Annotated in this window: 17 protein-coding genes; 2 read left to right on the top strand and 15 right to left on the bottom strand. The window is 64.6% G+C overall.

The annotated features are described in order from the left end of the window. Window positions 1-10: 10 nt before the first annotated feature. From ACSBQT_RS08425 to ACSBQT_RS08395, 7 genes are all read right to left on the bottom strand, one after another. The gene (locus tag ACSBQT_RS08425; protein ID WP_435001468.1) at window positions 11-427 is read right to left on the bottom strand and encodes a hypothetical protein; all 417 of its coding nucleotides are present in this window, start codon (window positions 425-427) and stop codon (window positions 11-13) included. A gap of 379 nt (window positions 428-806) precedes the next feature. After that, complete coding sequence (locus tag ACSBQT_RS08420) at window positions 807-3,434, bottom strand: GNAT family N-acetyltransferase (protein WP_435001466.1); 2,628 nt, start codon at window positions 3,432-3,434, stop codon at window positions 807-809. Next, window positions 3,431-4,828, bottom strand: coding sequence for a lysine N(6)-hydroxylase/L-ornithine N(5)-oxygenase family protein (locus ACSBQT_RS08415; protein WP_435001464.1), 1,398 nt, complete (start codon window positions 4,826-4,828; stop codon window positions 3,431-3,433). Before ACSBQT_RS08415 ends, ACSBQT_RS08420 begins: the two co-directional genes overlap by 4 nt. Beyond that, window positions 4,825-6,477 (bottom strand): pyridoxal phosphate-dependent decarboxylase family protein, encoded by a 1,653-nt coding sequence (locus ACSBQT_RS08410; protein ID WP_435001462.1) that lies wholly within the window; start codon window positions 6,475-6,477, stop codon window positions 4,825-4,827. The genes ACSBQT_RS08415 and ACSBQT_RS08410 overlap by 4 nt, the downstream gene beginning before the upstream one ends. A 503-nt stretch (window positions 6,478-6,980) precedes the next feature. After that, window positions 6,981-8,507: an IMP dehydrogenase gene (gene guaB / locus ACSBQT_RS08405; RefSeq protein WP_410708506.1), complete on the bottom strand. Its 1,527-nt coding sequence runs from the start codon at window positions 8,505-8,507 to the stop codon at window positions 6,981-6,983. A gap of 134 nt (window positions 8,508-8,641) precedes the next feature. Then, on the bottom strand, window positions 8,642-9,304 hold the full coding sequence (locus tag ACSBQT_RS08400) for a GntR family transcriptional regulator (protein ID WP_025776861.1): 663 nt from the start codon (window positions 9,302-9,304) through the stop codon (window positions 8,642-8,644). A gap of 9 nt (window positions 9,305-9,313) precedes the next feature. After that, window positions 9,314-10,441, bottom strand: coding sequence for a pseudouridine synthase (locus tag ACSBQT_RS08395; RefSeq protein WP_435001459.1), 1,128 nt, complete (start codon window positions 10,439-10,441; stop codon window positions 9,314-9,316). A 205-nt stretch (window positions 10,442-10,646) separates the two neighbouring features. On the opposite strand from ACSBQT_RS08395, the gene ACSBQT_RS08390 reads away from it, so the two are divergent. Continuing rightward, complete coding sequence (locus ACSBQT_RS08390; protein WP_410708508.1) at window positions 10,647-11,099, top strand: hypothetical protein; 453 nt, start codon at window positions 10,647-10,649, stop codon at window positions 11,097-11,099. 346 nt (window positions 11,100-11,445) lie between these two features. On the opposite strand, the gene ACSBQT_RS08385 is transcribed toward ACSBQT_RS08390, so the two are convergent. Continuing rightward, on the bottom strand, window positions 11,446-12,867 hold the full coding sequence (locus tag ACSBQT_RS08385; RefSeq protein ID WP_410708509.1) for an ABC transporter permease: 1,422 nt from the start codon (window positions 12,865-12,867) through the stop codon (window positions 11,446-11,448). Next, window positions 12,864-13,640: an ABC transporter ATP-binding protein gene (locus tag ACSBQT_RS08380; RefSeq protein WP_410708510.1), complete on the bottom strand. Its 777-nt coding sequence runs from the start codon at window positions 13,638-13,640 to the stop codon at window positions 12,864-12,866. Before ACSBQT_RS08380 ends, ACSBQT_RS08385 begins: the two co-directional genes overlap by 4 nt. 150 nt (window positions 13,641-13,790) lie before the next feature. Here ACSBQT_RS08380 and ACSBQT_RS08375 point away from each other — a divergent pair, with 150 nt between their 5' ends. After that, complete coding sequence (locus ACSBQT_RS08375; RefSeq protein WP_410708511.1) at window positions 13,791-14,195, top strand: SRPBCC family protein; 405 nt, start codon at window positions 13,791-13,793, stop codon at window positions 14,193-14,195. Window positions 14,196-14,576: 381 nt separating this feature from the next. On the opposite strand, the gene groL is transcribed toward ACSBQT_RS08375, so the two are convergent. The 6 genes from groL to ACSBQT_RS08345 form a co-directional block, all read right to left on the bottom strand. Beyond that, window positions 14,577-16,169 carry a chaperonin GroEL gene (gene groL, locus ACSBQT_RS08370; protein WP_410708512.1) on the bottom strand — a complete coding sequence of 531 codons (1,593 nt, stop codon included), beginning with the start codon at window positions 16,167-16,169 and terminating at the stop codon, window positions 14,577-14,579. A gap of 36 nt (window positions 16,170-16,205) precedes the next feature. Continuing rightward, a complete protein-coding gene (gene groES / locus ACSBQT_RS08365; RefSeq protein ID WP_039209993.1) occupies window positions 16,206-16,499 on the bottom strand; it encodes a co-chaperone GroES in 294 nt (97 codons plus the stop codon). A 389-nt stretch (window positions 16,500-16,888) separates the two neighbouring features. Continuing rightward, a complete protein-coding gene (locus ACSBQT_RS08360; RefSeq protein ID WP_410708513.1) occupies window positions 16,889-18,118 on the bottom strand; it encodes a ubiquitin-like domain-containing protein in 1,230 nt (409 codons plus the stop codon). Window positions 18,119-18,418: 300 nt separating this feature from the next. Further along, window positions 18,419-19,390, bottom strand: coding sequence for a TatD family hydrolase (locus ACSBQT_RS08355; protein WP_410708514.1), 972 nt, complete (start codon window positions 19,388-19,390; stop codon window positions 18,419-18,421). Beyond that, a complete protein-coding gene (gene metG, locus ACSBQT_RS08350) occupies window positions 19,390-21,105 on the bottom strand; it encodes a methionine--tRNA ligase (protein WP_410708515.1) in 1,716 nt (571 codons plus the stop codon). The genes ACSBQT_RS08355 and metG overlap by 1 nt, the downstream gene beginning before the upstream one ends. Before the next feature lie 483 nt (window positions 21,106-21,588). After that, the gene (locus ACSBQT_RS08345) at window positions 21,589-22,671 is read right to left on the bottom strand and encodes a hypothetical protein (RefSeq protein ID WP_435001454.1); all 1,083 of its coding nucleotides are present in this window, start codon (window positions 22,669-22,671) and stop codon (window positions 21,589-21,591) included. Window positions 22,672-22,875 lie beyond the last annotated feature (204 nt).

The raw sequence follows: 22,875 nt of genomic DNA, 5'->3' as shown, positions 1-22,875 counted from the left end.
GGGAGTCATATCAGTGGTCTCCGGTCGGCTCTGCAGCAACAGTTCTTGATGCGATGAGTTTAGCGATGATCATCCCCAAAGCAACCAGGACGGAGGCCGTCGACAGCAGTCCCAGCAGCGGAAGTCCGAACATCACAGTGATGATCCCAAGGTACTCCTCGGCCCCGGAGCTCGGAACCGACCAGGACGCCACAGCTGTCGCCAGTCCAACGATGAGGGCAAGGCCGCCGAATGTCTTCACAGCAATGTTTGCTGTCTGAGTTCGGGGCAGTGCCGCGATGATGAGCGTGCTGGCGATCAGCACGAAAGCCGCGCACATCGAATCGTATGGTCGGACGGTTCCGGCCTCGAAATCGGAGCTGTCGAACAGAACATAGGCAGGATAGACGGCACCGCACGAGGCGAGGGCCGCACTCAGTCTGAGCATCATCGTCACCTTCTTGAATGCGCACGAAGTACCGTACTAAAGGACTGTCTAAATGGACTGACCGACTCCGCAGTTGACCGTCAGAATCGGGCTGTTCCTCTGGTTACTCTAAGCGCGTTCTCCCTGTTTCCAGAGATGCGAACTGCAACGATCAGGTCTCAATACGCATCGCCGAGGCGGGACCCCTTTCCGGAGTCCCGCCTCGGCGAGTGGCGTGTTCCGCTGCGTCGATTCACCGACAGCACAGCGCCGCGGCGAGCGCACGCACTGGCTCAGTCCTCCTTCAATGAGCGCTCGAGTTACCGTCGCTGTATCACGTTATGCCGTATGCGGCGAGCAGTCGCCGCTGAGGTGAGCGGTCGGCGTGGCCCCCTATGGCTCAGCGCGCCACCGGGTTGGGCATGGTGCCCGCGTAGAGCAGTGATTCGGCTTGATTGCCGATGTCGACCATCTGCTTCGTGTTCTTCAGCTGCAGCCGGTTGAGGCACGAATGGGCGAAGTGGTCGGCACGCAGATCGACGTCGCCACTGACACCGTGCGCCGCATCCGGGTGCTCCGCTTCGTAGTCGTCGAGGGTCTCGGCGACGATCGCCCAGAACCTTTCGGCCGGCAGCAGTCCATCGGCGTCGAGGATGCCGGACAGGTGCCGCAGGACCCCGTCGAACATATCGGTGAACACCGACAGGGCCTTCTCCTCTCCCGACACCACGGCGCGAATGCGTTCGACGTCGGCGGGCAGTTCGCGGTTGCCGAGCACGGCGACCTCCTCACCGATGTCCTTCATGAATGCCCCGGTGACCACATGCTCGTCGAGGACGAGGATGAGGTTCTCTCCGTGCGGCATGAACACGAGATCGTGGGCGAGCAGCGCGTGCACGAGTGGTTTCAGGTAGGCCCGCAGGTAGCTGCGCAGCCATGCCACGGCGCTCAGACCCGATGCGCTGATGAGCTCGCCGGCCAGCGACACCCCCTGGTGATCCCGATGCAACAGGGCGGCCATCGTGATGAGCTTCTGACCTGGTTCGATCTGCTCGACAGGGTTCTCCCGCCACAGTGCAGCCAGCATCTTCCGGTGCGGGTTCGTCTCCTTCGTCCGATGGTAGACGTCCCCCGTGTAGCCGAGCGCGGCACGCTCCCTCAGCACTCGGAATCCCGCCTTGGCGAAGGTGGGGTCGGATCCCACCAAGCCAGCAACCCAGTCGTTGATGGCCGGAGTGTCGCGCATGTACTTCGGCGACAGCCCGCGCAGGAATCCCATGTTCTGCACGGCGAGCGCGACCTTGACGTAGGGCGCGCCGGTCCGCGAGTGGTTGAAGAACGTCCGCAGGGACTGCTGCGCCTGGTGCTTATCGAGGCCAACACCTAACGGCAGAAGATCCCCGCGGGCGATGTCCGCAGCGAAGGTGATCGCCAGGCGGTGGTCGGCCTGCCAGGGATGAATCGGCATGAGGTGGAAGTCCGCAGGATCCTGTCCCGCCGCCCGGATCCGGGACCCGAAGAGATCCCGTTCGGCTTCGCTGAGAGCATCACCGAGGTGGTCCTCCTCATCGAGTCCGACTCCCAAGGACAGATGGCTGAGTTCGCGCCTCACTGCCACCCATTCGATGCGGTTCCGCTCACCGTTCTCCGGTGCCCACTTGCGGAAGTCGCTGAGGCCGAAGCCGATGCGACCGTTGTTCGCAAGGAATCCTGGGTGGCCCTCGGTCATGGCCGCCTCGGTGGTCTGGAAATCCGCATCGACGAGTGCACGTGCATTGGGTCTGCGCCCGGCCCGAGCGTCCTCGAGTTTGAACGCGGCCCCGGCCAGGGTCGAGGCGAGCTCCTCGAGGTAGGTGGAGATGAGGTCCTCGGGGATGAAGAGTTCGTCGTGGAGTTCGACGACGAGTTCCTGCGCGTCGAGCGGAACCTCGGTACCGTCGCGCCACCGGGTGATGCTCGCTTCGTCGATCACCCAGTGTTCGAGCGGCAGCACACGCGCGGTGAATGTGTACCGACTGGCGCCGGAGATGCTCACTTCCCAGGTCTGACCTTCGCCATTCGCCGAGGCGGCTCCCCCATTCACATCAGCACTGCCGTTCGCGGCGGCTCGCTCGCCTTCGCCCACGTTCACCGGTGCGATGAGTCGTTCGTGGGCGAATTCGGACAGGGCCTTGGCGACGAGGTGGCGCTGCACGACGGCGAACGCATCCCCGTTGAGGTGGGCGTACGGTGCCGGTGGGGTTGCGGCCTTCCACCCTGTATGCGATTCAGTGGACCGCTGGGCACCGACCGGTTCCCCGCTCTCGCCGACGTGCGACGTCCGTGCAGCGGTGACGAACGGAGCCAGCGCGCTGGCCTCGAAATCCGCGCGGGCGCACACACTGACGAGCGCCAGTTTCTCGATCTCGCCCATCATGATGGTCGCCTCGGTGATGGGGGTGAAACCGGCCGCTCGGTTCTTCTCGATGATCGCGTCGTTCCTGGCATCGGGTTCGACGACGACGCGTTCAGCTCCGCGTCCTCCCTGGCCAACCGGCCTGAGGCAGAAGTCGATGACCTCCGCCATGATGCGGTCGGTGAGGCCGTGCACGGCCGGTCCTGCCGGCGGTGCGACGAGCAGGTGCATCCCGATGTCCGCGGACCCGGTCGCCACGACGTTCTGCGGGATGAGGCTGTCCGGAGTGTAGGTCTCGACGTAGAAGCAGTCGATGCCGTCGACGGAGCCGACCCAACCGGCGTCATCCGCTGAGTCGCGAATGCAATCCAAGTAGGTCCGGACCTCGTTCTCGTCGAGGTCGGTCATCATCCAGTAGTGAGCGCGCGGGTGGGTCAGCCATTCGTGGATCCGGGCGGTGTCCCGGTCGACGTCGAGCGGACGGATGGTCACTGTCGCCGAGGCGGCCGTGAGCTTCACGTCCGAACTGCGGTCCGTGCGCGTACAGGTGGCGTTCGCATCAACCGCAGAATCGGTCGGGTCGGTTTCGTCCGCCTCGGTGATGGTGAGGCTGGTGATGAGTTCGGTGGTCATGCGTGTGACATCTCCTTGGAGTCGTCGAGTGCGAAGGCGGCATCGGGGACGGCATCGGATTCGTCGGCCGGAATCCCGAAGGTCTGGAAGGCGATGGTCCGTTCGATCGGATAGGGTTCCCGGCCGGTCACTGCGGCCAGCACCACCGAGGCCCGCCACGGGCCGAAGCCGAGGTCAGGTGCGGTCACGCCGTGGGTGTGCTCTTCGCCGCCGACGACATGGATCGTGCCTTCGTCGTTGATCGTGTAGTGGCGGCTGACGTCGAGGCGGCCCCGGGAGTCCAGTCGGATGTCGTCGCCGAGGGGGCTGAGGAAGTCGGGGACCTGCGATTTGTATCCGGTGGCGGCGACCACGGATCCGGATCGCCGAGTGAACGTCTTGTCCAGTGCCGTGTTGCGGAAGCCGAGCAGGTATTCGCCGCTGATCGGATCGATCTCGGCGGTTTCGAGTTCGGCTTCGGAGACGAGGTTCGTCAGCAGCTGCCGCCCGCCGCGGCTGAGTCGGTAGAGAGTGTCGTGGATGTCGTCGACGAGGTCGGCGGAGATGCCCTTGTACAGCGTGCGCTGTTCCCGGCCGACGCGTTCGCGCAGTTCGTCGGGCAGAGCTCGGAAGTGGTCGGTGTATTCCGGGGAGGTCATCTCAAGGGTGAGCTTCGTGTACTCCATCGGGAAGAACCGCGGCGACCGGGTCACCCAGTCCAGGCGCACTCCGCGGTCTTCTGCGTCGTCGATGAGGTCACGGTAGATCTCGGCGGCGGACTGGCCGCTGCCGATGATCGTGATCGCTCCGGAGTCGAGCAGCGCTTCCCGGTTCTCGAGATAGTCGGCGGTGTGGATGAGCGGGCCGGCTGCTTCAGTACCGTCGCCTCCCCCGAGTCCCTGCAGCGCAGGCGGCAGTACGGGCTTTGTTCCCACCCCGAGCACGAGATGCCGAGCGCGGTAGGTCTCGGTGCCCACAATCGAACCGGAGTCGTCGGCCACCTCGGCGAGGGCGGTGAACACACCGTCCTCCCTGGTCACGGACACGACGCGACGGTTCCACCGCAGCGAATCCAACTGGGCGGAAACCCAGCGGCAGTATTCGTCGAATTCGGCGCGCAGGGGGTAGAACGATTCGCGGATGTAGAACGGGTAGAGCCGCTTGCGCTCCTTGAGGAAGTTGAGGAATGAGTACGGCGAGGTGGGGTCGGCCATGGTGACGAGGTCGGCCAGGAACGGCACCTGGATGGTCGAGCCTTCGATCATCATGCCCGGGTGCCAGCGGAATTCGGGGCGCTGGTCGACGAAGATCGCGTCGACGTCGTCGAGCGGTTCCGACAGTGCGGCCAGGCCGAGTCCGAAGGGACCGATGCCGACGCCGAGGATGTCATGGATGGGCGTGGAATCTGCGCTCATGCTGCGCCTCCTTCGGTTGCGGCGTCCTCGAGATCCCTGCCGGCGAGGATGCCGTGCCCTGTCGCGCGGACGAGGTCGAGCACGGCGGTGACGTCATCGATGCTGGTGTCGGGGTTGAGCAGGGTGAGTTTGAGCCACGGCGTTCCGTCGATGACGGTGCGGGCGATGGCGGCGCGGCCGGAGCGGAAGAGGACTCGACGGATGAGCGGGACGAGTTCGTCGCAGGTGGCCTGGTCCGCGGTCGCCGGGGTGAAGCGGAAGAGCACTGAGGACAGGTCCGAGGCGCCGAGCACCTCGAAGTCCGCCTGGGCCTCGAGCAGCTCCCGGACGTCGGTCGCGAGGTCGCAGACGGTGTCGAGCATCGATCCGATCTCGCGTGCCCCGCGGGCGCGCAGCGTCGTCCAGAGCTTGAGCGCGTCGAAGCGGCGGGTGGTCTGCAGGGACTTGTCGACCTGGTTCGGTTCGGCGTCGGCTTTGTGCGCTTCGGCTTCGGGGTTGAGGTAGTCGTGGTGGTGGATCGTCGGTGCGAACAGGCTTGCGTCCCTGATGAGCAGGGCCGAGGAGGACACCGGCTGGAAGAACGTCTTATGGAAGTCGATGGTCACCGAGGTGGCCTTCGAGATCCCGTCGAGCAGGTGGGCGCGAGCCGGGGCCCATAGCAGTCCGCCGCCGTATGCGGCGTCGACGTGCAGCCACACGTTCGCTGCTGCGCAGACCTCGGCGATGGTCTCGAGCGGGTCGATGACGCCGAGGTCGGTGGTTCCGGCGGTGGCGACGACGGCCATGGGGATCTGGTCGTTCGCCTCGATCGCGAGCAGGCTGGCATTGAGCGCTTCGGCTTCCATGCGGCCGGACTGGTCGGTCGGGACGGTCACGACCGCCTCGGCGTCGAGGCCGAGGAGGAATGCCGCGCGGGACACTGAGAAGTGGGCTTGGTCGGTGGCGAGGATGCGCAGCCGGGACAGCAGGTCGCGGCGCTTGGGCGCGCCCAGGTCAGGGCCGCCTCGGCGGGATTCGGCGTCATCGGCCTCAGCGCGTGCCGCCGCCTCGGCGAGCACGTTTTCGCGGGCGAGGAACAGCGCCTGGAGATTCGATTGGGTGCCTCCGGAGGTGAAGATTCCGTCGCCGCCGACGAAGCCGAGGTGACCGCAGGTCCAGTCGATGAGGCGGCGCTCCATGAGGGTGGCGACCTCGGATTGGTCGTAGGTGTCGACCGAAGTGTTGATGGCGGCGAGCATCGCCTCGGCGGCGACGGCGGGCACGGCGACGGGGCAGTTGAGGTGGGCGACGTAGCTGGGGTGGTGGAACCACACGGCATTGTCGGCGTAGAGGGCGTCGACCTCGCGCAGGGCTTCGGCGTTGCCGACGCCTGCGGTGTCGAGATCCACGGCGTCGACGGCGGCCTGGAGTCCGGAGCGATCCTTCGCCGAGGCGGCCCGCTCAGTTGTGCGGAAGCGTTCGCCGAGTGCGTCGACGACGTCGTGCATGAGCGATGTGTACTCGTCTGCGCTGTGGGCGCCGAGGAGGGCATCAGTGTGGGCGCCACGATCGCTGTAGGTGCCAGCGGCGTCCGGGTGGGGAATTTCGGGGGTCTGAAGGGGTGCTGAGGTGGGTGTCGCTTCGGTGTCATAGAGCAGAGAAGTCGTCACTGTGAGGTTTCCTCCTTCGATGATGCGCACCGCGAAGCGCGGCTCGCATTAGGGAAACCTACCCTAAGTTAATGCGTTTCCGAAGAGCCTCTGGCCGGATTCGATGACTACGGAAGTAGACCCCTCACCAAGGACGATGCCGCCGCTTCCCAGCGTTCACACGGCAAGGCGGCCGTTCGCACTACGGGTGCATCGGCCGGAAAATGGGCGAGTGGCATTCGTCACATCGGGGTGTGTCATCCAGCATCGTGAGACATTCGGGGCGCCCGGGTGACCGCGGATTGTTGGGTCGATCCACGGTGGTTTCAGACCGCAGAACACCGTGGATCGACCCAACAATCAGCTCGGGCGCTGCAGAGCCACAGCTTCCCGTTGAACAGCCAGGAATTCTCCCCACGCCCTCAGCCGACCCCACACGCAGAGAAGCCGCAGCCTCCGCGCAAACGCGGACACTGCGGCTTCTCACTGACCAGAGGCAACTCCGTCAGAGGTGCCCGCCTACGTCACTTCACGACGTAGTTCGGGGCCTCGACGGTCATCTGGATGTCGTGCGGGTGGCTTTCCTTCAGCCCTGCCGTGGTCAGGCGGACGAACTTGCCCTTGGCCTTGAGCTCGCCGACAGTGCGTGCGCCGACGTAGAACATCGTCTGGCGCAGGCCTCCGGTGAGCTGGTGGGCGACCTGCTTGAGGTGACCGCGGTAGGCGACTCGGCCTTCGATGCCCTCGGGGATGAGGTCGGTGTCGGTGGCGATATCGGCTTGGAAGTAGCGGTCCTTCGAATACGACTTGCCCTTGCGGGGAGCCATCGCGCCCAGCGAACCCATGCCGCGGTAGGCCTTGTACTGCTTGCCGTTGACGAAGATGAGTTCACCCGGCGACTCGTTGCACCCGGCCAGCAGGGAGCCGAGCATGACGGTGTCGGCACCGGCGACCAGAGCCTTGCCGATGTCACCGGAGTACTGGAGACCGCCATCGGCGATGACAGGAACTCCGGCAGCCTGAGCGGCCTGTGCAGCGAGGTGGACGGCGGTAACCTGCGGGACGCCGACCCCGGCGACGACGCGGGTAGTGCAGATCGATCCGGGTCCCACGCCGACCTTGACGGCGTCGACTCCGGCCTCGACGAGCGCCTGCGCGCCTTCCTTCGTAGCGACGTTTCCGCCGATGATCTGCACGGCGGAGAACGCCGGGTCGGACTTGATCTTCTTGATCATGTCGGTGACTCCGCGAGCGTGGCCGTTCGCGGTGTCGACGACGAGGACGTCGGCGCCCGCCTCGGCGAGCATTCCGGCACGCTCGTAAGCATCGCCGTAGAACCCGACGGCGGCACCGACGCGCAGGCGACCTTCGTCGTCCTTGGTGGCCAGCGGGTATTCCTCGGTCTTGACGAAGTCCTTGACGGTGATGAGGCCTTGGATGACGTTGTTGTCATCGACGAGAGGCAGCTTCTCGACCTTGTGCTCGGCGAGCAGCTCGAAGGCCTTCTCGGCGGCCACGCCGACGGGCGCGGTGACCAGCGGCATCTTCGTCATCGTCTCGGCGACGGTGCGTGTGGGGAATTCGCTGCGGGTGACGAAGCGCAGGTCGCGGTTGGTCACGATGCCGACGAGCACATTGTTCTCATCGACGACGGGCAGTCCGGAGATGCGGTACTTGCCGCAGATCTCGTCGAGCTCTTCCAGCGTCTTGTCCGGGGTGATGGTCAGCGGGTCGTTGATCATGCCCGATTCGGAGCGCTTGACGTAGTCGACCTGGTTCGCCTGATCCTCGGCGGAGAGGTTGCGGTGGATGATGCCCAGACCGCCGATGCGGGCCATGGCGATCGCCATCCGAGATTCGGTCACGGTGTCCATCGCCGCGGAGACGAGCGGGATGTTGAGCTCGATCTCCTTGGTCAGCCGGGAGGCGGTGGAGGCTTCGGAAGGGATGACATCGGTGTCGCCTGGCAGGAGGAGGACATCGTCATACGTGAGTCCCGTCAGCGAGAACGGATCGTTTGCGGCCTGTGATTCCTGCTCAGGGTTTCCCATGAAAACAGCCTTTCGACGCGAAGATACGGTGGCTCAATGCTATCGGAGCGAGAGAGTCGACCGCTATGGGTTCAAGCACCGGGCACTGTGAGACTGGCTACACAGGAAAAGCTGTCGGATTCGTGCGGGAAACCCTACCGCCCCTCCCCCACTGACCGTGCGAGGTCGAGGGTCGAGGCTTCGGAGTCGTCGAGGTGGATGCGCAGCAGTCCTTCGGCCCCCTGCCGATCCCCGGATTTCATCTTCTCGAGGATGTCCCGATGCGGATTCGCCCAGTGCGAGTGGTATTTACCGGGTTCGGGCGAGCGCGAGAACGTCGTCGACAGCCTGGCCATGAGGTTGAGGTAGAACTCGTCGAGCAGCGGTGAGCCCAGCAGCCCGACGATCGCACGGTGGAACGATGCCGAGTGCTCCTGAGCATCGGCCCAGGTTTCGTTCTTCGGCGCGGTTTCGGCCCGGACCACGGAAGCTTCGACGGCGGCCATCGCCTCGTCGGTGGCGTCCTGAGATTCCTGGACGGCGCGGATCTCGAAGACTCGGCGGGCGCGGTAGAGGTCCTTGAGTTCGTCGATGCCGAAGGTGGAGACGAAGAAGCCCCGGTTGGGCTCTTGAGTGAGCAGCCCGGCGTGGCGCAGCAGGCTCAGCGATTCGCGGGCGGTGTTGCGCGAAACGTTGAATTCCTTGGCCAAGGCACCATCGCGGACCGGGCTTCCTGCCGGGTATTCACCGTCGGTGATGCGGGTGCGGACAAGGGCGACGATGGCCTCTGATGTGCATCCGGGGGCGTGTGGACTCATAACACCAGGCTACCGGGTTTCGACTGAATCGGAGCTGACTGCGGCGGGATCGAGTTCGAGTGCGCTTTCGAATCGTCGGCTCAGCCCCGTCAGCGGGTCATCGAATTCGATCTTCGCGGCCAACAGCTGCAGCGGTGATGAGAAGTCGTAGGGGTCCGGGGCGAGGTCGACCGGATAGACCGGATCACCGAGGATGGGCAGCCCGAGCGCGTTCATGTGCACCCGCAGCTGGTGCGTCTTGCCCGTGACCGGGCTCAGCTCGTACTCGGCAACCCCTCGCCGAGGCGGCGCTTCGTCCTCGCACCTTGTTCGATCACGAGGATCGACGTCGGCATCCTCTCGCCGAGGCGGCGCTCCTCTCTCGCCTTCCCACCTGTCTCGCTGTTCGTGGTCGGATCCCTCACGCTGAGGCGGCCACGCGGCACCCGAGACACTGGTCCTGGTGGTGATGGTTCGAAGCAGTCGGATCCGACTGACCGCGTTCGGCTCCCCTGCGACTTCGTGCACCTGGCGTCCGCCGACGGGTTTGACCAGGCGCGATTCGCGGACGAGTGGGAATTCGAGCTCCGGCGGCGGGGCCGGCGCCAGGGCGCGGTAGGTTTTGCTGACTCGTCGGTCTTGGAACAGGCGCTGGTAACGGCCGCGTGTCTCGGGCCGTTTCGACAGGACCAGCAGTCCGGCGGTGATCCGGTCGAGGCGGTGGATGGCGACGAGGTCGGGCTGGCCGAGGTCGACGCGCAGACGCGTGACGACGCATTCGCGGACGAACCGTCCGTTCGGGGTGCTGGCGAGGAAATGAGGTTTGTCGACGACGAGGAGGTCATCGTCCTCGAAGACGATCCCGACCTCGAACGGGATTCGCTCTTCCGGCGGGACCGGTCGGTGGAAGAAGCAGAACCCACCGGGAATGACCGGGTCGTCCCAGGCCACCGGGAGCCCAGCCTCGTCGCGCATGTCCCCGTCTGTCATCAGCGCGCGTCGGGAGTCGGGGGACGCCTCGGGGAATTCGGATTCGAGCCAGGCCCCGATCGAGTCGGGAACGGGCAGGTGATTCTTCGCATGGGTGGCCTTGCCGCCGGGGGCGCGCAGCGCGGTCGCCGAGATTCCTTCTCGGGGCGGGAGCGGACTGCGGGGCATGGGGCCAAGTCTATGCGGCAGGCTCCCGCAGCCGTGCAGCCGATCCCGCAATTCCGGAGGCAGGATCCGGAATCGTCATCGCGGTCGCGAATGCAGTGGCACGGAACCGCACGAAGTCTGCCGCATACCGCAGATCGGCCGCGGTTTCCGCAAAACTCCGAGACACCTTCGAGCTCCCGACGACTGAGCACATATGGTGGGACACATGGACCGCATCGAACTCACGCAGGATGTCCTCTGCGAGAAGGTCGTCACTCCGATCGTTCTCGCGATGTTCGCCGATCACGAGTGGGACAGCATCGCGATGCTCCGCGATACCGAAGACGAGCGTCGGCTCTTCGCGCGGATCGTCGTCGCCGGGGAGGCCATTGAAGTCCTCCTCGACTACCCCGGCAACGATGAGAGCCTCTACGACATGCAGGAGCGCCTGGTCGCAGAGTTCCGGTCGTTCATCGAAACTTCTGAGTTCGGTGCGCGACGCGCCCCGGAATGGGAGACCGATCCATTCGCCCTCGAGCACAAACCTGCTGTCGTCTCTCGCACTCCGCGACCGGATTTCGACGGACCGCCGGACTGCGTTCAGCGTCGCCTGCGCAACCGCGGCCGGGTCATGCGCGTCGACCGCCGCCGGTGCGTCTCCGCTCACCGCCGCGGCTGAGTTCCGGTGCGTCCTCGCGTACCGGCGAGGCTTCCTGCGCCTCCGCGTACGCGCGGCTGAGGACACAGGTCTTCCGAGCCCTGCCGCACTCCCCCACATGCCCTAGCCAGACACATGCTGGCGTCCAAATTCGACGCACCCTGCGACCACCCCACTCAGCTGCACGCCAGAGGACGATCAGGTCACTGTTATCTCTGAAATGCTCACTTACTTCGCTGTGCATTCCAGAGAAACCTGTACCTAAAGTTGGAACGGACTCGCTGCGGCCCAGTTGGAGTCGAATAGCCCAGTTTCTAACGTGGGCTTCTCAACTCAAACTGGGCCGTCAGCATCACCGGCCCGCACTTCACACGGCTTCGAGCGCCTCGACGGGACTGATCGAGGTGGCCGCGCGGGCGGGTTCGCGGCTGGCGACGAACACGGCGATGAGGGTGCCGGCCACGACTGCGATGACGACCACCCAGGGCACACTCGGCGCGAAGAGGCCGAGCAGGGGCGAGAGCAGGGTCAGCGCGCCGACCCAGCCGAAGCCGATGCCCAGCGGAACAGCGACCGCGCAGGCGGTCAGGCTCAGCTGCAGGCCCTCGGCCGTGATCATCCGACGCACGCGCTTCGGGGTCTGGCCGAGCGCCATGAGCAGCCCGATCTCCTGAGTGCGCTGGCGCACGGAGAGCATGAGGGTGTTCGCGACGCCGATGACGGCAATGATCACGGAGAAGAGGATGAGGGCCAGCGCGAACAGCATCGACTTGTCGATGACGGTGGCCAGCGCGTCCTCGAGACCGCCCCACCCCTCTTCACCGAGGGAGCGCGCATACCGCAGCAGCTGATCGCGGAAGGTCGTCATGGCGGTGGCGAACATGACGATGAGCGTGATGCCGATGACGAGGCCGATGACCGTGCGCGCGTTCCGGGTGGGATGGCGGGCGATCGTCGAGGCGGCCAACCGGGACACAGCAGTGCGTCCGCACAGCCAGCCGATCGCCGCCTGCAGGGGCGGCAGGATCCACGGATGGCCGATGATGACGCCGAGGAAGGTCAGACTCGAGCCAAACGCAGTGAGCACCACGCTCATCAGGCTGATTCGATGGTCGGCGGCTCCGATCACGGAATTGACGAGGAACGTCAGGCCCATGGACAGCAGAATCAGCGAGGCCGTGAGTCCCCCGAGTGAGGCACGGACATCCTCGGGGCGGCTTTCGACCGCCTGCGAGGTCGCCTCGATCGGAGAGATCCCCGTGATGCGGCGCGCGCCCAAGTACGCCGACAGCCAGGTCACGATGATCGTGGCGAGCGCGGGAACGGCCATGGTCGGGGTGACGAGAGCGACCTCCTCGGTGATGGCGTTGCCGAGGAAATTCTGAGCCGCTCGCGCCAGCCCGGTCGACGCGGCGAAGGCGAGCACCGCGGCGGGGACGGAGATGATCAGGCCTTCCAACGAGGCGGCCCTGCGCAGCCGTTTCGACGACGCCCCGATGAGGCGCAGCAGAGCCAGCTGGCGGCTGCGACCGGCGATGATGATCGAGAACGTGTTCGCGATGACGATCGCGGAGACGAAGAGAGCGATGAGGAAGAAGGTGACACCGATCATCGACAGGAAGTTCTGCGCGGTCTCGGACTCGGCGATGATCTTCTCAGACGACAGCCACGCGGTCAGTATCGCGATGCCCTGCATGATCGCGGTGCCGAAGAGGGCGGCGATGAAGACGACGAGGACGCTGGGGAAGAACTGCCGCGGGTTGGTTCGGATTTCGCGCAGCGGGTTCATCGGCTCACTGCGGATTCGGCGCGTTCGTCGATGTCGAGCATGGTCGAGGCGATCGCTTCGGCGGTGATGGTGTCGTTCAGTTCCGTCACCGGGGTGCCGTCGGCGATGAAGATGACACGGTCGGCGTGGGCGGCGACGATCGGGTCGTGGGTGACGAGCACGATCGATTGGCCGAACTCACGGACGGCCTCGACCATGATCGCCATGACTTCCCGGCCGGACTTCGCGTCGAGGTTGCCGGTCGGCTCGTCGGCGAAGAGGATGTCGGGGCGTGTTGCGAGTGCCCGGGCGATGGCGGTGCGCTGCTGTTGACCGCCGGAGAGCTCGTTGGGTCGGTGTTTGAGGCGGTCTTCCAGTCCCAGGCGGTGGACGACCGTGGTGATCCAGGCGCGTTCGTCGGCATTGGGCCGGCGATCGTCGAGTTCGAAGGGCAGCCGGATGTTCTCCTTGACGTTAAGCGTGGGCACGAGATTGAACGCTTGGAAGACGAATCCGATCCGGCGGCGGCGCAGGGCGGTGAGGTCGTCGTCGCGCAGCTTCGTGATCTCCTGATCGCCGAGGTGGACCGTGCCCGAGGTGGGACGGTCGAGTCCGGCGAGGACGTGCATGAGTGTTGACTTTCCCGAGCCCGAGGGCCCCATCACCGCGGTCAGCTTGGCCGGTGCGATGTCGAGGCTGACCTCGCTGAGAGCCGTGACCGCGGCCCCTTTCGGATCGAAGACCTTCGAAACGTCGCGAAGTCGGGCGATGGGCATCGTTGGGCCGGTGGTCATAGATTCCTCATGCGTCGGTGCAAGCTGTCATTTCCAGACTAACGAGGATCGGCGCTCAGAAACATGAAAAGCGACTGCCCAGTAGGTGTGAGCCAGCTGTGTACGGCAGGTTTCCTGGCCGCTTGTGCCCTGCTGTGGTCCACTGGAGAGATGACGAATCCAGCGCTTCACCTCTCGACACCTATCAACTCCTCCCCCACCGAGGTGGCCGCCTTCGCTGGGGATCCCGCGAACCTTCCGGCCTGGGCAGCGGGACTGAGCAATGGTATCCGCGAGGAGGGCGGCCGCTGGATCACGGATTCCCCGATGGGTGAGGTCGAGGTCCGCTTCGGCCCGCACACGCAGCTGGGCATCCTCGATCACGACGTGATCTTCCCCGACGGAACGGTCGTTCACAATCCCCTGCGGGTGCTCGCCAACGGCACCGGCGCCAAGGTGGTCTTCACTCTGTCCGGTCTGCCGGATGTCGTTGACGCCGAGTTCGACCGCGACGCCGACATGGTCCGCGCGGACCTCGCCCGCCTGCGAGCGCACGTCGAAGCGAAGCGCGACTAAGCAGGCCCGAGCACACCGACGATTGAGTGCCCTACGTCCGGACGCGCTACGGCCGGGCGCTCCGCGCGGGCTCAAAGCCGGCAACTATGACACGGTCGCAGCCGAAGCAGATTCTTTGGGACACCCTGCTCCTCCGAAATGCCTACGTTCTTCGGTGTGCATTCCAGAGAAGGGTGAGCCGAATGGAGCCTCGCCAGCAGCGACGACACGCCGGCGCGACGCTCTACCGCCCCGTCGCGACGCTGTGCCGCCTCGGCGCGACGCTGTGCCGCCCCGTCGCGACGCTGTGCCGCCTCGGTGACGGTGAATGCGACAGTGGCCCGGAACGTGATGTTCCGGGCCACTGTCGTGGTCAGAGGTGACTCAGTCCGAGCGGATGGCTCAGTCTTCGTCCTCCTCGTCCTTCTTCTCGACGACCAGGGTCTCAGTGGTGAGAACCAGGGCGGCGATCGAAGCGGCGTTGCGCAGCGCCGAACGGGTGACCTTGACGGGGTCGATGATTCCGGCACCGATGAGGTCGCCGTATTCGTCGATGGCGGCGTTGTAGCCCTGGCCGGACTCGAGGTCCTCGACCTTGGCGACGACGACGTAGCCGTCCTGGCCCGCGTTGGCGGCGATCCAGCGCAGCGGCTGGACGACTCCGCGCTTGACAATCTCGGCACCGGTGAGTGCGTCACCGGACAGTCCGAGGTCGTTGCCGTCGAGGACCTTCGCAGCGTGGATCAGAGCCGATCCACCGCCGGCGACGACACCCTCTTCGATGGCGGCTCGAGTAGCGGACACGGCGTCTTCGACGCGGTGCTTGCGCTCCTTGAGCTCCACCTCGGTGGCGGCGCCGACCTTGATGACGGCGACTCCGCCGGAGAGCTTGGCCAAGCGCTCCTGCAGCTTCTCGCGGTCCCAGTCGGAATCGGTGTTCTCGACCTCGGCGCGGATCTGAGCGACACGACCGGCAACAGCATCGTCGGCACCGGCACCATCGATGATGGTGGTGTTGTCCTTGGTGACGGTGATGGTGCGGGCGTTGCCGAGCTCTTCAAGGGTGACCTGGTCGAGCTTCATGCCCATGTCCGGGGTGACGACCTGGCCACCGGTGAGGACGGCGAGGTCCTCGAGGATGGCCTTGCGACGGTCACCGAAGCCGGGAGCCTTGACGGCGGCGACGTTGATGATTCCGCGCAGCTTATTGACGACCAGGGTCGACAGAGCTTCACCCTCGATGTCCTCGGCGATGATGAACAGCGGCTTGCCGGCCTGCTGCACCTTCTCGAGGACGGGCAGGAGCTCCTGGATGTTGGAGATCTTGCCCTGGTTGATGAGGATGAGAGCGTCGGAGAGCACAGCCTCCTGGCGATCCGCGTCGGTCACGAAGTGCGGCGACAGGAAGCCCTTGTCGAACTGCATTCCTTCGGTGATCTCGAGTTCGACGGACGCAGCCTGCGACTCGTCGATCGTGATGACGCCGTCCTTGCCGACCTTGTCGAAGGCATCGGCGATGAGCTTGCCGATCTCGGGCGACTGAGCCGACAGACCGGCGACGTGTGCGATCTCCGAGGAGTCGGCGACGTCGCGGGCGATCGTGCCCAGCTGCTGCGAGACGGCCTCGACGGCGGTCTCGATGCCGCGCTTGAGCTGTCCGGGTGCGGCACCTGCGGCAACGTTGCGCAGTCCTTCGTTGACGAAGGCCTGAGCGAGCACGGTCGCGGTGGTGGTTCCGTCACCGGCGATGTCGTTGGTCTTGGTGGCGACTTCCTTGGCCAGCTGTGCGCCGAGGTTCTCGTAAGGATCGTCGACCTCGACCTCACGGGCGATGGTCACACCATCGTTCGTGATTGTGGGAGCGCCCCACTTCTTGTCGAGCACGACGTTGCGGCCCTTGGGCCCCAGCGTCACCTTGACGGTGTCGGCCAGGGTGTTGACACCCTTTTCGAGTGCACGACGGGCTTCGTCGTTGAATTCCAATGATTTAGGCATTCGTCCTCCTGTCAGTGAAGTAGTTGTTCAGGGGATTCAGCCGATGACGGCGAGCACGTCGCGAGCCGAGAGCACGAGGAACTCTTCGCCTGCGTACTTGACTTCGGTGCCTCCGTACTTGGAGTAGATGACCTTGTCGCCGACGGCGACGTCGACCGGCACGCGGTTTCCGTTGTCAGCAACGCGGCCCGGGCCCACTGCGACAACTTCGCCTTCCTGAGGCTTTTCCTTGGCGGTTTCGGGAATGACCAGACCACTGGCGGTAGTCTGTTCTGCTTCGACCTGACGGATGACAATCCGATCTTCGAGTGGCTTGATGGAGACCGACATATCGGGCCCTCTCCCTTCGCTGGGTTCTATTTCATCGAGTCAGACGGCGGCTGCTGCCATGAACCTCTCGTCGTCGCGGGTGCCGAGCGATTCGACCGTCTCATGAAACTGGCACTCAATGAGTGCTAGTGCTAATTCGACTCTAGAACGCTCTTAGCACTCGGTCAACTTGAGTGCCAACAATTCGTCATGCTCTGGGCGAAAGTTCAGATTGGGCCTGGAAGTCGGAGCGGCGAGACACCAAAAAGCGTAGGCCCCGAGGATCTCTCCTCGGGGCCCACGCTCCTTGCTGACCGCCTCAGCTCAGTTGTCGATATCTGTTGTCAATGGCGGCCAGAGTTCATAGCCTTTGCAAGCGCCCAGTCGGCAGCTGCACACCTGATCTCAGATCAGGCGCAGGCCCACTGTCCCCAGCCGGCTGCAGCCTGGAGCTTCTTGGCCCGCTCGAACTGCTCACGCGGGCTGGCGTCGACCGGGTTGCCGCTGCCGCCCATCGACTGCCAGGTCTGGAGCTTGAACTGGAACAGGCCGAAGTGTGCGTTGTTCGACTTGTTCACCGCACGGGGGTTGAAGTTCGATTCGCACTTGGCGACCTGGTACCACTTGGATCCGGGTCCGCCGAGCATGGCCTTGATCTCCGCGGTGCTCATGTCGCCACCACCGGAGCCGGAGCCGCCGCCGGTGCTCGAATCTCCGCCAGAGTCGCCGGAGTCGCCCGAACCGGAATCGCCGGAGTCACCCGAGTCGGAACCGCCGGTGTCAGCCGGCTTTTCCTTCTTCTTGGTGCCCTGGATGACGACCTTGGTCTTGGGTTCGGAGAGGACCTTCTCGTCCTTCTTCTCCTTCTTGACCTCTTCGCCGTTGATCGTCTTGACCTTGTAGGTGACCTGCTTCTCGCCGTCCTTGCCTTCGGTCTCGACCTTGGTCTCACCCTCGTAGAGGGAATCGGACTTCTTGGTCTCGACCTTGGCCTTGATGGCCTGCTTGTCCTTGACGGTGTCGTTCTTCACGCGGTTGACGGTCAGCACCTGGCCGTCGGAGACCTCGGCGGACATCGGCACGGACAGGAAGTCGTCCTTGTCGAGCTTGACGCCCGTGTCCTTGAGGGCTTCCTTGGCGGTGCCCACAGCGGCCGAGACCTTGTGGTCCTTGCCGTCGGCGACGACGGTGAGGTCCTTCGACGTGGTCACCTCAATGTCATTGCCTTCGTCCTTCAGACGCTGGCTGGCCTTCGCGTTGAGATCGGCGCCCTTCGCGTCGACGCCGAGGTCGGCCAGAGCCTGACCCACGGTGTTCGCGTTGGTCCATTCGTTCGTTTCCTTGCCATCAACGGACAGCGCAACCTTCTTGGCCGTGTTGACGGTGATCGTCATGTCACGGTCGACCTTGGTGCCCACACCGGGCTTGACCTGGTCGCGCTTATCGACATCGATTTCGTGGCTGTCGAGGATGTCCCCGACCGTTCCACCGAAGGTTCGGATCTCTTCGGCCTGTCCGTTGACCTCCAAGGTCACGGGCTTGTTCATGGTCACAACTGCGCCCGTGCCACCGACGAGTCCAGTGATCACGACCGCCTGTGCAGCGATCTGAACCTTGCGGTTCTTCAGAAAATCAATCACAAAAATATCCCTGAGCAGAGTTTATCGACCTGTTCACTGTAACCGATTCGTTACACGGTTCGCAAAATATCACGGAAATGTAACGGTGTGAGTTTCCTGAGGGCGCGTCTGACCTGGAGTTCCCCGTGTTTCCGGGGCATTCCCGATCGTGATACGTCCCCGCCGAGGCGGCGCTGCGTCCCGTTACCTCGCTCACAGATCGTTGGGTTCAGTCGGCCCAGCGGACGCTGTGCGACAGCACCCGGCGACCGGCCGCCTCGTCGGGTGAAAGGGATCCTCAGCCCAGTTCCCCCGAGGTTGTCAGTCCCAGCTGCCGAGGGCTCGCTCCGCGTTGTTCCATACGGCCGCGCACAGATCCTCTTCGCTCATCCCACGCACCTCGGCGAGTTTCCGCGCAGTGATCGCCGTGAGGTAGGGACCTCCCGGCTTCCCGCGATGCGGGTGCGGGGTGAGGAAGGGTGCGTCGGTCTCCGTCAGCAGCAGCTCCAACGGAGCGGCCGCCGCTGCCCGCCGCAGCTCGTCGGCGTTCTTGAACGTGAGGTTGCCGGCGAAAGACATGTAGTAACCCTCGGCAGCACATTCACGGGCCATCGCCTCGTCGCCGGAGTAGCAGTGGAAGATCGTGACATCGGGGGCGCCTTCCTCCTTGAGAATGCGCAGCACATCGGCATGTGCCTCCCGATCGTGGATCTGCAGAGCGCGTCCGGTGCGCTTGGCGATCTCGATATGGGCACGGAAAGAACGCTGCTGTTCGGCGACTCCCTCTTCTGCCGTGCGGAAGTAATCGAGGCCGGTCTCCCCCACCACACGCATACGATCATGCGAGCTCACGAGCGATTCGATCTCGGTGAGAGCGTCGTCGAGCAGGCCGCGCTCGGCCAGCCGCGGGGCTTCGTTCGGGTGGAGGGCGGCTCCGCCGATCATCCACGTCCGACCCTCGGCAGGAGGAGCGGGCACGGTGCGGGGGTCGGCCGCCTCGGCGGGGGTGCCGGAATATTGGGAAGCCACGAGCGCGGTCGTCCACCGGGCTGCCGGAAGGTCGCAGCCGATCTGGACGATGCGACGAACTCCCGCCTCGGCGGCGGTGTCATGGAAGAAATCCAGCGACGGGAACTCTTCGTCCGCGTCCGGGGTCACCTCGGGTTCGGGTTCACCGGCACCCAGCGGCAGCCGCACACCTGTGCAGATGTCGAGGTGGGTGTGGGTGTCGACGATGGGGTGAGCGAGCGGTTCGGGCACCGGTGGATAGGTTCCGGCGGCGCGCGAGGCCATTATTCGGTCTCCTCCACGAACTTCGGGAACACGGGTTCGGGCTTCGGCAGGGGCGTGCCCGGCTCGAGCGGGAACCCGACGGCTGCGAACGACCGGGGATCCGCCTCAGCGGCGGCGATGCCATCGGCAGCGGCCTCGGCGACATTCGGCGCCAGGGCGGCCGACGCGTAGGCGGCTCCGGCGGCAACACCGATGGCCGCACTCGCCGATACGGCCCCCATCGCCTCGGCGCCGGACCCGGATTCGACGGCGGTCGGCAGGACCTTCGCGCCGGCCTCACCGACTCCGGCGGGCACACCGAGGAGGTCGAGGATCTTGCCCGCGGAATCGGGCATGACCGGCTGGATGAGGATGGAGATGATGCGCACGGCCTCGATCGTCACCCACAGCACGGTGGCCATGCGATCGGGATCGGTCTTCTTCAGCTTCCACGGCTCCTGCGCGGAGAAGTAGCGGTTGGCCTCGGACAGCACCTTCCAGCAGGCCTCGACATAGAGGTGGAGGGCCTGGGTGTCGACGTGGCGTCGGGCGGTGTCGGGCACGGCGCGGGCGAGCGCGAGGAGCTTCTCGTCCGCCTCGGTGAGTTCGCCTGGTTGCGGCACCTGGGCGTCGCAGTTCTTCTGGATCATCGACAGCGAGCGCTGGGCGAGGTTGCCGTACTCGTTGGCGAGGTCGGAGTTCTTCCGGGTGATGATCGAGTCCTTCGTGTACGAGCCGTCGTGGCCGTAGGAGAACTCGCGGAAGAGGAAGAAGCGCAGGGTGTCCAAGCCGAAGGCGTCGACGAGGTCGAGGGGATCGACGACATTGCCGACGGACTTCGACATCTTCTCACCGGAGTTGAAGAGGAAGCCGTGGGCGTGGACGCGCCCCGGCAGCTCGATGCCGGCGCTCATGAGGAACGCGGGCCAGTAGACCGAGTGGAAGCGGATGATGTCCTTGCCGATGATGTGGACGTCGGCGGGCCACCACTTGCTGAGGCGCTCCTGGTCATCGGGGTAGCCGGCGGCGGTGAGGTAGTTCGTCAGTGCGTCGATCCACACGTACATCACGTGCTTGTCGTTGCCCGGCACCGGCACACCCCAGTCGAAGGTGGTGCGGGAGATGGAGAGGTCCTTGAGCCCGGATGCGACGAACGAGGCGATCTCGTTGCGGCGGGAGTCGGGACCGATGAACTCGGGGTGGTTCTTGTACAGCTCGAGCAGCTTGTCCTGGTACTTCGAGAGGCGGAAGAAGTAGCTCTCCTCTTCCGTCCAGGTCACCTCAGTGCGGGTCTCCTTGGACAGGCGCACGCCGTCGACGACCTCGGTCTCGTCGTCGGTGTAGAACGCCTCGTCGCGCACGGAGTACCAGCCGGAGTAGGTGTCGAGGTAGATGTCGCCGGCCTCTTCGAGCTTGCGCCAGATGGCTTGCGAGGCGGCGTAGTGGTCTTCGTCGGTGGTGCGGATGAACCGGTCGAAGGTCGAGCCGAGAGCGAGCTGGGTGTCGCGGAAGTTCTTCGCGTTGTCGTCAGCGAGTTCTTTGGGGGTGATGCCGAGCTTGTTCGCCGCCTGCAGCATCTTCAGTCCGTGCTCGTCCGTGCCGGTGCAGAAGAAGACATCGTGATTGTCCAGTCGCTTGAACCGGGCGATCGTGTCGGCCGCAATGTACTCATAGGCATGCCCGATGTGAATGGCCCCGTTGGGGTAGGCAATCGCTGTCGTCAAGTAGTAACCCATAGGGAACTCAGTCTAAGGGACGCGGTGCGGCGGGCGCGCATGGGTCCGCTGGCGGTGAGCTGGTGGGCGTGGGTGGGCGCGGGCGGATGTCCGCGTGACGGTGTGGGGCGTGGGTGGGCGTGGGTGTGGGTGCGGGGACACAGCGCAGGCGGGTGACAGGTGCGTGGGGCGCAGTGTGTGGTGTGCTGGTCGGGTTGTGGTGTGTCGAGGGTACGGAGTGGATGCGCCATAGGGCGCGTGCGGGTTTTCCAGGCACAACCCGTATCCCGGACGGGCCTCCAGCAGCGGCCCTCCCCGTACCGGATTCGGCTCCGAAATGGCGACAGTGCCCCTCCGACCTCAGTTTCGGCATAGGTTTCTTCCAACGGCTCACTGAACAAACTGTGCATTAGAGAGACAGGCGAGCCATCCGCGGCTTGAGTCCGCCACGTTGGCCGGGCTGCGTCCGTTCCGATCACAGAACTCCGCGTCACATTCTCTGCACTACTTCAGCGTCGGTTTGCCCCGGTAGTCCAGGAGCTGCGGGGCCTGGGCGAACAGCTTCATCTCGAACCGCTTCAAGTTCATGACGTCGTTGATTTCCAGATGCACGATTCTGAAGCCCATGTTCAACAGCTCGTTCTGCAGGCGGCCTTCATGCTTGAGCCGCTCGCCACCGAAGTTGGCGTATTTCTGACCTCCGTCGAATGCGAGAACAGTGTTGGTGGGCCGGTGCAGGAAGTCGAGCCTGGTGAGAAGATCGCCGTCGCGTCCGACATTCCACTGTTGGGTGAAATCGTGGAGTCCCATCTGGTGGAGAGCGAACGATGTCCGGCTCTCTGCGTAGTTCTCCGACAGCGGACTGATGATCGCCAGGATTCGCAGAGCCCGCTCGCGTCCCTGACGTAGCCTCATCGCCGCGGGGACGAAGTCACGAGCCACGATCTCTCGGCCGATCGTGTGCATGCGCTGTGGATTGCGCATGCCGATCTGTGAATCGCCGGATTCCCGCTCCACCTGCGTGCGCAATCCGCCTTCCAACGCAGCCATGCCGCCTGCCGGTCCGCTCTCAGCTATCAGATCCAGCCCAGTCCGGACAGGCGTGAAGGATCTGACTCCGTGGACCCTGCACACGTCCTCCGGGCTGAAATGTCGTCTCCACCTGATGATCTCGGGACTGCGCGAAGCGGCGGACGGATGCGACACAACGATCCGCTCCAGCTCAGCTTTGTACAACGGCAGCTCGTGAAGAATCGCGGCCGACACTCCGCTGACGGCATCTGCTGCCCGGAAGTGGCGATAGTGCACGATCTTGAGACGTGCCACGTGTTCATCGAAACGATAGTCCGCTGCGCGACTGAACGGTGTCGTCGTGCGAAAGAAGTCGACCCAGTCGTCATCGCTGATCAATTTCGTCACCGGCCGGTGCTTGTGCTCAGTGCAGGCACGAATGATCGAATAGGTTCCCCTTGACAGCTTCAGCAGACAGCAGTCCACAGCGCTGGAGATGGCTACATGGCTCATCCCGACTGCACGGAGAGTTCTGTAATCGACGACGTTGTACTTATCCAGAAATGCAAGTGTCATCTGCCGATCGTGCAGCTGCACCGCGGTAGTGGCACAGGGTGAGATAGCTGCCTGTGGATTGATTCGCACCGTCCACAGGAAATAGCGTCGAAGTCATCGGCCCCACAATCCCGATACAGGCGAATACTTGCCCGCAATTGGTGATGACTACAGCGTCGAGCCGCACAGTATTTGCGCGGCTCGACGCTGTTTTCGGCACAGGGA

Source organism: Brevibacterium sp. H602, from assembly GCF_051172395.1.
Classification (GTDB): Bacteria; Actinomycetota; Actinomycetes; order Actinomycetales; family Brevibacteriaceae; genus Brevibacterium.
Note: the sequence above shows the minus strand (reverse complement) of the source record. Positions and strands in the feature narration are given on the sequence as shown.

Coding starts and splice junctions, on each gene's coding strand:
- ACSBQT_RS08425 (WP_435001468.1), bottom strand. CDS start 427: ATGCTCAGACTGAGTGCGGCCCTCGCCTCGTGCGGTGCCGTCTATCCT.
- ACSBQT_RS08420 (WP_435001466.1), bottom strand. CDS start 3,434: ATGACCACCGAACTCATCACCAGCCTCACCATCACCGAGGCGGACGAA.
- ACSBQT_RS08415 (WP_435001464.1), bottom strand. CDS start 4,828: ATGAGCGCAGATTCCACGCCCATCCATGACATCCTCGGCGTCGGCATC.
- guaB (WP_410708506.1), bottom strand. CDS start 8,507: ATGGGAAACCCTGAGCAGGAATCACAGGCCGCAAACGATCCGTTCTCG.
- ACSBQT_RS08400 (WP_025776861.1), bottom strand. CDS start 9,304: ATGAGTCCACACGCCCCCGGATGCACATCAGAGGCCATCGTCGCCCTT.
- ACSBQT_RS08395 (WP_435001459.1), bottom strand. CDS start 10,441: ATGCCCCGCAGTCCGCTCCCGCCCCGAGAAGGAATCTCGGCGACCGCG.
- ACSBQT_RS08390 (WP_410708508.1), top strand. CDS start 10,647: ATGGACCGCATCGAACTCACGCAGGATGTCCTCTGCGAGAAGGTCGTC.
- ACSBQT_RS08385 (WP_410708509.1), bottom strand. CDS start 12,867: ATGAACCCGCTGCGCGAAATCCGAACCAACCCGCGGCAGTTCTTCCCC.
- ACSBQT_RS08380 (WP_410708510.1), bottom strand. CDS start 13,640: ATGACCACCGGCCCAACGATGCCCATCGCCCGACTTCGCGACGTTTCG.
- ACSBQT_RS08375 (WP_410708511.1), top strand. CDS start 13,791: ATGACGAATCCAGCGCTTCACCTCTCGACACCTATCAACTCCTCCCCC.
- groL (WP_410708512.1), bottom strand. CDS start 16,169: ATGCCTAAATCATTGGAATTCAACGACGAAGCCCGTCGTGCACTCGAA.
- groES (WP_039209993.1), bottom strand. CDS start 16,499: ATGTCGGTCTCCATCAAGCCACTCGAAGATCGGATTGTCATCCGTCAG.
- ACSBQT_RS08355 (WP_410708514.1), bottom strand. CDS start 19,390: ATGGCCTCGCGCGCCGCCGGAACCTATCCACCGGTGCCCGAACCGCTC.
- metG (WP_410708515.1), bottom strand. CDS start 21,105: ATGGGTTACTACTTGACGACAGCGATTGCCTACCCCAACGGGGCCATT.
- ACSBQT_RS08345 (WP_435001454.1), bottom strand. CDS start 22,671: ATGACACTTGCATTTCTGGATAAGTACAACGTCGTCGATTACAGAACT.